We start from the raw sequence: 6,943 nt of genomic DNA, 5'->3' as shown, positions 1-6,943 counted from the left end.
GACCGGCGCGCCATTCGTGCCAGAAGGCCTGAGAGACCTTGTCGCGGGGGCCGAGTTCCATGTACTTGTTCTGTGGCTGGCCGAGCGGGGTTTCAGGTCCGAGACCGTAGTCCTGCAGGTAGCGGTAGCCGTCCTTGTTGACCATGATGCCGCCTTCGCCGCGGCAGCCTTCGGTCATCAGGATACCGGAGCCGGGCAGGCCGGTAGGGTGATACTGAACGAACTCCATGTCGCGTAGCGGGACGCCGTGACGGAAGGCCATGCCCATGCCGTCGCCGGTGACGATACCGCCGTTGGTGTTGTAGCGATAGACGCGACCGGCGCCGCCGGTGGCCATAACGACGGCGTTGGCGCGGATTTGCACCAGGGTGCCTTCCATCATGTTCATGGCGACGAGGCCGCGGACGTGGCCTTCATCGGAGAGCAGGTCGAGGACGAAGTGCTCGTCGAAGCGCTTGATGTTGGGGTACTTGAGCGAGGTCTGGAACAGGGTATGGAGCATGTGGAAGCCGGTCTTGTCGGCGGCGAACCAGGTACGCTCGACCTTCATCCCGCCAAAGCGGCGGACGTTGACGGCGCCGTCGGGCTTGCGGCTCCAGGGGCATCCCCACTGCTCGAGCTGAACCATTTCGCGGGGGCTGTTCTCGACGAAGTACTGGACGACGTCCTGCTCGCAGAGCCAGTCACCGCCGGCGACGGTGTCGTGGAAGTGAAGTTCGAAGCTGTCGTCGTCGCGGATGACGGCAGCGGAGCCGCCTTCGGCAGCGACGGTGTGGCTGCGCATGGGATAGACTTTAGAAATCAGCGCAATGGTAGCGTTGGGGTTGGCTTCGGCGGCGGCGATGGCTGCGCGCAGGCCTCCGCCCCCGGCCCCGATAATAGCGATGTCGGCGTTAAAGGTTTGCACTGCATTCCTCCAATTGTTCCGGTTTAAGTGTTAAATAAAAGAATTATTTTTGTATGTAAATGACCATAATGAACTGGAATATTATAGCCGAGGTAAAGTGCTTAATATGGCATTCAGGTCACTCTTTTGGCGTATAAACTGTAAAATATCGTGTAATTTACCATATTAAGCATAAGGTTAATTATTTTAATTTATTTTATTGATTTCTACTGGCGCTATTTTTTTACCATAGTCCCAACGCTTTCCACCAGATGGAGCCTACGCCGACCCAAATGGCGAGGTTAACAACGGAAAACAGAAAGCCTATTTTCCACCAGGTTCGCAGATCGATGTAGCCCGCGCCGTAGTAAATTGGGCCCGGTGCGCCGCTGTAATGGGTGATGGGTAAACAGATGTTCGCCGTAAAGGCCAGCGCCAAAGCTACCAGGTAAGGAGGCGCTCCCGCCGCGACGGCTACGGCGATAAATGCGGCGTACATCGCGGAAATATGCGCAGTCAGGCTGGCGAACGCATAGTGGGAATACATGTAGATGACGACCAGTAAAAACAGCGTCGTAATCCACGAGTAGCCGCTCATCGAATGGCTGGCGACGTCGGCAAACCAGGGAATGAAGCCCTTAGTGGACAGCTGTGCTGCGAGCCCAACCAGGCTGCCCATCCAAATTAGCGTATCCCATGCGCCGGTTTCCTTAACGACGTTTTCCCACGTCAGCACCTGAGTCACCAGCAGGCAAGAAACGGCGAGCATAGCGACAGTCGTCGCGTTAAGCCCGTTCCATCCCGACGTACACCACAAAAGCAGCGAAACCAGAAAAACGACCGCCAGGATCTTTTCGTGCAGCGTCACTGCGCCCATTTTTTCCAGCTCTTCCCTTGCGATGACTTTGGCCTGCGGGATCTTTTTCAGTTCGGGTGGATAGACGACGTACATCAACCAAGGGATAACAATGAAGGCGATAAGCCCCGGCACGCAGGCGGCCAGCGCCCAGGTGCCCCAAGTGATTTCAACGCCGATGGTTTTAGCCGCCAGTTCCACGATCATCGGGTTGCCCGCCATGGCGGTCAGGAACATGGCGCAGACGACGGCTTCCGTCTGGTAAATCACCTGTAAAAAGTAAGCGCCCGCTTTACGGCTGGTCGGACCCGGTTCGGAATCCAGCGCCGAAGAGAGGCTGCGGGCAATGGGGAATATGATGCCTCCCGCTCTGGCTGCGCTGGAGGGAGTGGCCGGCGCCAGGATTAGATCACTGAGCGCCAACGCGTAGCCGACCTTTAGCGTACTGTCGCCGATGGCCCGCAGGATGATATAGGCAATACGACGGCCCAGCCCCGTTTTAATGAAGCCGCGGGCAAACAGAAAGGCAGCGACGATAAGCCAAATGGCGCTGGAACTGAAGCCTGACAGCGCTTCAGAGAGCTTTAACGTATCGGTTAAGACAATGGCGGTGATGCCGATAAATGCGACGGCGCCGACGGGAACGGGCTGAAGAATAAATCCGATGATAATGGCGACCATCAGAGCGAACAGATGCCACGCCTGAGGCGTTAGCCCCTCGGGTACGGGAATAAACCAGAGGATAAGGCCAATGAGGACGGTGATCGCACCTTTTATTATATTGTTAGACATATGACGGAGACCTCCGCAGTGCGGGGCGCGACCCGGCCTATTGCCACAGCGAAGATGTACAAATCTCCGGGGGAAAGGCGTCAGGCCTTTCTCCCGCTGCGGCGGTTCGGGTAACGACAACCCGCGAGTGATATAGAGACCCCGCTCCGTCGTGCGTGAGAACGAGGCCCCGGTGGGTTACTTCACGCTTGGGCGTTTGGCTAACACGCGATCGACGAAGGTGGTCGCAAGCCCGATATAGTTATGCGGGTTGAGCATGTCTTTGATCTCTTCCCTGGTGAAGAACTGCATAACTTCAGGGTGGCCCATCAGCGCGTCTTCCATTGCTATGCCTTTTTCGAAAGCGTCCATGCAGATGGTGTAGACGATTTCATGGGCGGTCAGGCGGCCCATCTTGGCGCCAAGGTGCATCATGACGGACTCGGACAGCATCAGGCCTTTCAGACAGCTCAGGTTTTTCTCCATTTTTTCCGGATAGACAATAAGGTTCTCCAGAATGTCGACGCTCTTTTCCAGCGCTGCGTCCAGCAGATGACAGGCGCGCTGGACGAAGTCCCATTCGGCGATTTCACAGCTCCAGTCACGCTCGTTTTCACAGTTCATGGCTTCGACGGCCAGCGGCGCTAACGCGCGAACGCTGCGGGTTAAGGCGATGACGTTTTCACACACCTGAGGGTTGCGCTTGTGCGGCATGGTGCTGCTTCCTACCTTACCCATGAAGAACGGCTCTTCCAGTTCACCGATTTCGGTGCGCTGCAGCGTCAGAACTTCACGGGTTACTTTGCCGATCGTTCCGGCAACCAGCGCCAGTACGCTGATAAATTCGGCAATATTATCGCGAGAGGAGTGCCAGGCGATGTCCGGTGCGGTAAGGCCAAGCTCTTTCATCATGCGTTCTTGAACCTTGAGCCCCTCGGTTTCCAGAGAGGCGAGAGTGCCAACGGCGCCGGAGAACTGACCGACGAACAGGCGCGGCGTGATTTCATTCAGGCGAGCGGTATGGCGGGCAAACTCGGCGGCCCAGCCGGCGGCCTTGAATCCCATGGTGATGGGCAGCGCGTGCTGAACGTGTGTGCGTCCGGCCATCACCACGTCGCGGTATTTTTCCGCCAGCCCGTAGCAGGCCTCTTCACACTGGCGCACTTTTTTCAGCAGTACGGCGTGAGCTTCGCGAATCTGCAGCACCAGTCCGGTGTCTACGATGTCCTGACTGGTTGCTCCCCAGTGAACGAATTCGCCGGCGTTGTTGTTAAGCACGGCTTTAAATGCTTTAAGCAGGGGAACGATGGTAATAGAACTTTTATAAAATTCGCCGATGGAGGGGATGTCCAGCAGGTCGGCGTTGGCCTTGCTGCAAATTTCGGTCATGGCGTCTTTGGGGATAATGCCCAGCTCGCCTTCAGCCTTAGCCAGTGCGGCTTCGGTATCCAGCCACTTTTGCACCAGGTTGCGATCGCTGAAGATGTCGCGCATCTCTTTTGTGCTGAAAAGAGGGCCAAAAACCTGACTGTCGATTACCGTTGAGTTCATTATATTTCTCCGTGTTATCGCTAAGTTTAACGTTAAAGTTGAGAGGGAAAAATAATCAGGAAGCGGTGGGGAAGGAAGTCGCAGGGTGATGACAGCGGCTTTTCTACCTCTTCCTGATTACGTTGACTTTAACGTTAAACTTGTTAAAAACAGAAAGCCATACAAAAATTAGGGTTTGTGATCCCCTTAACAAACTATTCATTTTTATCTATATAAATCAATTCAATATATTTTGTTTTGCAGTAGCTATCGGTGGATGAAGCAATACGCAGATTACCGTATACTAGCCGCCTGCCATTTTTTATGACGACCCAGAGCCAGCCATGAGTGAGAAACGTAGCCGTCGCATTACGGTAAAAGACATTGCCAAAATCGTGGGCGTTTCCGCTACGGCGGTTTCTATGGCGCTGAATAATCGGGGTTCTTTAACGCCTGCCCGCAGGGAAGAGATAAAGCGCGTCGCCGCCGAGCTGGGCTACGTGCCTAACGCAGGGGCTCGCTCGCTGCGAGGGAGCCACACGCGGGCGTTTGGCGTGGTGATTAACTACTTTAACAACCCCTTTTTCCGCGACTTTTTTACCGGCATGGAAGAGGTAACTAACAGGATCGACTTCTCCTACTGGGTATCTCAAACCCGGGATGATTTGGAAAAGGAGCAAGAGCAGGTAAGAAAGCTGGCGCAGTTGGGCGTTGACGGTATTATCATTTTGCCGTGCTCTAAGGAGACCTCCCACCTGACGGAGCTCACGTCTCGCTACAATATCCCTCTGGTGCTGATAAGCCATGCGATGGATGAACTGTTTCCCGCCGTGGTTGCAGATAACGCCGTGGGAGCAAGGATGGCGACGGAGCATTTGCTGTCGATCCCTCATCGCCCGGTGCTGCACATCGCAGGCCCGATCGCAGCGAAGTCGGGCATTGAGCATCGCTATCAGGGGTACTGCGATGCGATGAAAAAGGCGGATAAGAACTTTAATCCACAGCACAGCATTTTTTTTGTAGAAAAGCTTCGGGCAGAGGATGGCTATGCCATGATGCCGGAAATTCTAAAGAACTATAAATTACCTGTATCGTTATTTGTTGTTAATGATGAAACCGCATTGGGCGTTCTAAACTATTGCTATCACCATAATTTAAGAGTACCGGAAGATATTTCTGTTGTCGGTTTTTCGGATATTGATTTACTTGAAAGTTTAAATGTATCCTTATCTAGTATTTCGATTCCCAGACAGAAGATGGGAGCCTGTGCGGCTAATAAGTTATTGTCACAAATGGAATTTTACTCAAAAGAGGAAAGCGCCGATAGCGAGATGGGAATTATTACAACGCTTCCTGTTTCTTTAATCGTCAGGGACTCGTCAAAAATAAAATAAGTTTTTTTTACTTACATTTTTCTTTAATAGAATAACGATATTCCGCTTATTTTATAATCCATTTATATTTTGTTACTTATTATTTTTTCCCGCTCTGACGCTTCCTGATCGATATCAAGAATCAGGGATGTTGGCCTACGGTATAATATTTCCGTGGTTATATATTGTGGGTTGTTGTTATTTTTTATTGATATGTTGTTAAGTATTTGTTTGAAATATTCTGCGGCTGAATCGTTTTTAGTCACATATCAATGAAAAACTAGACTGTTATTCCATAGCTCTTGATCTTTATCAAGAGTCGTCGGCTACACGGACTTAACATCTGCCCACCATATCCTCATTCATGAATGAACAATGTCGTTAGTCACCGTAAAGGAATAACTATAATGATAGAAGATAACGCTCTTCTTCCTTCCCACGGTATTAATCGCCGTGATTTTATGAAGCTGTGTACCGCGTTGGCCGCCACCATGGGACTGAGCGCGAACGCAGCCGCAGAAATTGCGGAATCGGTTAGTAACCCGCAACGCCCGCCGGTCATCTGGATCGGGGCGCAGGAGTGTACTGGATGTACAGAATCACTGCTGCGCGCGACTCACCCTACCGTTGAGAACCTGGTGCTGGAAACCATTTCTCTTGAGTACCATGAGGTGTTGTCCGCTGCGTTCGGTCATCAAGTGGAAGAGAATAAGCACAATGCCATTGAGAAATACAAAGGCCAGTACGTTTTAGTTGTGGATGGTTCTATTCCGTTAAAAGACAACGGTATTTACTGCATGGTTGCCGGTGAGCCTATCATCGATCACATCCGCAAGGCGGCTGAAGGCGCTGCGGCAATCATTGCCATCGGCTCCTGCTCCGCATGGGGCGGCGTGGCCGCGGCGGGCAGCAACCCGACTGGCGCCGTTGGCCTGCAGGAAGTTCTGCCGGGCAAAACCGTTATCAATATTCCAGGTTGTCCGCCTAACCCGCATAACTTCCTGGCGACCGTTGCCCACATCATTACGTTCGGTAAAGCGCCCAAGCTTGATGCGAAAAACCGTCCGACCTTTGCCTATGGCCGCCTGATCCACGAACACTGTGAGCGTCGTCCCCACTTTGACGCGGGCCGCTTTGCCAAAGAGTTCGGCGATGATGGTCATCGCGAAGGCTGGTGCCTGTATCACTTAGGCTGTAAAGGGCCGGAAACTTACGGTAACTGTTCAACGCTGCAGTTTTGCGACGTGGGCGGCGTTTGGCCAGTGGCTATCGGCCATCCGTGCTACGGCTGTAACGAAGAGGGCGTAGGTTTCCATAAAGGGATCCACCAGTTGGCTAACGTTGAAAACCCAACGCCGCGCTATGCCAAGCCAGACGTGAACAGCAAAGAAGGCGGCAGCATTTCGCCTACGGCCATCGGTCTTCTCGGCGGCGTTGTCGGGGTAGTTGCCGGCGTGAGCGTAATGACGGTTCGTGAACTTGGACGTCAGCAAAAGAAAGATGATGCTGGCTCACGGGGAGAATAAC

At 53.0% G+C, this 6,943-nt stretch carries 5 protein-coding genes; 2 read left to right on the top strand and 3 right to left on the bottom strand.

Annotated elements, in window-relative coordinates:
• From G544_RS0117310 to purB, 3 genes are all read right to left on the bottom strand, one after another.
• Positions 1-907 (bottom strand): FAD-binding protein (locus G544_RS0117310; protein ID WP_027275761.1); only part of this gene is annotated, 907 nt, incomplete at its 3' end.
• Between the two features lie 223 nt (positions 908-1,130).
• On the bottom strand, positions 1,131-2,534 hold the full coding sequence (locus G544_RS0117305; protein ID WP_027275760.1) for an anion permease: 1,404 nt from the start codon (positions 2,532-2,534) through the stop codon (positions 1,131-1,133).
• A gap of 177 nt (positions 2,535-2,711) precedes the next feature.
• On the bottom strand, positions 2,712-4,064 hold the full coding sequence (gene purB, locus G544_RS0117300) for an adenylosuccinate lyase (protein ID WP_027275759.1): 1,353 nt from the start codon (positions 4,062-4,064) through the stop codon (positions 2,712-2,714).
• A gap of 323 nt (positions 4,065-4,387) precedes the next feature.
• Here purB and G544_RS0117295 point away from each other — a divergent pair, with 323 nt between their 5' ends.
• Positions 4,388-5,437 carry a LacI family DNA-binding transcriptional regulator gene (locus tag G544_RS0117295; protein WP_027275758.1) on the top strand — a complete coding sequence of 350 codons (1,050 nt, stop codon included), beginning with the start codon at positions 4,388-4,390 and terminating at the stop codon, positions 5,435-5,437.
• A gap of 386 nt (positions 5,438-5,823) precedes the next feature.
• A complete protein-coding gene (hybO, locus tag G544_RS0117290; protein WP_027275757.1) occupies positions 5,824-6,942 on the top strand; it encodes a hydrogenase 2 small subunit in 1,119 nt (372 codons plus the stop codon).
• Position 6,943 lies beyond the last annotated feature (1 nt).

The sequence above is a fragment of the Leminorella grimontii ATCC 33999 = DSM 5078 genome (assembly GCF_000439085.1).
Taxonomy (GTDB): domain Bacteria; phylum Pseudomonadota; class Gammaproteobacteria; order Enterobacterales; family Enterobacteriaceae; genus Leminorella; species Leminorella grimontii.
This window is presented reverse-complemented; position numbering and strand designations above follow the sequence as displayed.

Bases quoted from the DNA above. Each gene is read 5' to 3' on its own strand.
- G544_RS0117305 (WP_027275760.1), bottom strand. From the start codon at position 2,534: ATGTCTAACAATATAATAAAAGGTGCGATCACCGTCCTCATTGGCCTT.
- purB (WP_027275759.1), bottom strand. From the start codon at position 4,064: ATGAACTCAACGGTAATCGACAGTCAGGTTTTTGGCCCTCTTTTCAGC.
- G544_RS0117295 (WP_027275758.1), top strand. From the start codon at position 4,388: ATGAGTGAGAAACGTAGCCGTCGCATTACGGTAAAAGACATTGCCAAA.
- hybO (WP_027275757.1), top strand. From the start codon at position 5,824: ATGATAGAAGATAACGCTCTTCTTCCTTCCCACGGTATTAATCGCCGT.